The sequence below is a fragment of the Moorena sp. SIO4G3 genome, from assembly GCF_010692305.1.
In the GTDB taxonomy this organism is placed as follows: Bacteria; Cyanobacteriota; Cyanobacteriia; order Cyanobacteriales; family Coleofasciculaceae; genus Moorena; species Moorena producens_A.
The window spans coordinates 1-1,158 of the sequence record NZ_JAAHIG010000755.1 but is presented as its reverse complement, the minus strand read 5'-3'; the positions used below and the strand labels follow the sequence as shown (position 1 = coordinate 1,158).

The 1,158-nt window shown below is 31.4% G+C and carries 1 protein-coding gene; it reads left to right on the top strand.

Going from position 1 to position 1,158, the window contains the following annotated elements; genetic code table 11:
* On the top strand, positions 1 to 973 hold a 973-nt coding region (locus F6J99_RS45215; RefSeq protein ID WP_365975545.1), incomplete at its 5' end, for a transposase family protein.
* Positions 974 to 1,158: the final 185 nt, after the last annotated feature.

The window sequence follows — 1,158 nt, the reverse complement described above, 5'->3', positions numbered from 1 at the left end:
CAATAGACATCTCCAAAAAATAAAAAAACTATATTTGCTTTATGTTATAATGAAAGTTAATTACAATATTTTTTTTAAAATGATTCCAATTGTCAGCTATATTAAACGTAATCCAAGGTCAACAAAGAGATTGATAGGATTAAGTTATAAACAACTCGAACAACTCATTAATAAAGGTCAGGAATACCACCAGACAAAAAAATCAGAACTGGCTAAATCAGAACGGAGATTAATCAAAGCTGGTGGTGGAAGAAAAAGCCTTTTAAATACAGAGGAACAAATCATTCTTACCTTGTATTATTTACACAATCATCCTACCTTTGAAATTTTAGGAATTCATTTCAATGTCTGCGAATCTACAGCTAACAATGTTTTTCATTATTGGCTCAATATTTTGAGTGATATCTTACCTAGTAGCTTGCTAGAACAAGTAAAAAAAAATCCAAGTGACGAGAAATGGGTCAAGGAAATTTTAACAGAATTCGAATTAATTGTAGATAGCTGCGAACAAGATAGAGAAAGACCTTCGTCTTCCGAAAAACAAAAAAAGTATTACTCCTGTAAAAAGAAAAGGCACACTTTTAAAAATCAAGTTATTACGACTCCAAATGGTCAAGAAATAGTTGATGTTACCGTAGGACATCCAGGACCTCATAGTGATATTAATTTATGGCGACAACAGTCAAAAAAATTAGACGAAACTCAAAAGTATAGTGGAGATAAAGCTTACTATGGAGAAGACCGAATAAAAACCCCAAAAAAGAAACCAAGAAATAAAGAAATGCCGCCAGAAATCAAAGAAGATAATAAGAAAAAATCTCGCGAACGAATCTTTGTGGAACATCTGATTAGGGTCATCAAAATTTTTAGAGTTGCTTCCGATAGATTTCGTCTAAACAGCCAAAATTACCAAAAAGTAATTTTGACAGTTTGCGGATTAGTAAGACTGAGAATAGGGGCTTTAATTATCTAGTTATTTTTGTCAAAAACTGTAATTATAATTTAGATATTTACTTAGTATTTTTTGGGGTAAATTAGTGTCAATAAATACTGGCAATCCTCATTTTTTCGTTTAAAAATCAAGCATTTGTTAACTATCGCAAACATCTCAAACCTAGTTATGGACTTGCTTAGCAATTCCTGGAGATGTCTAATGGT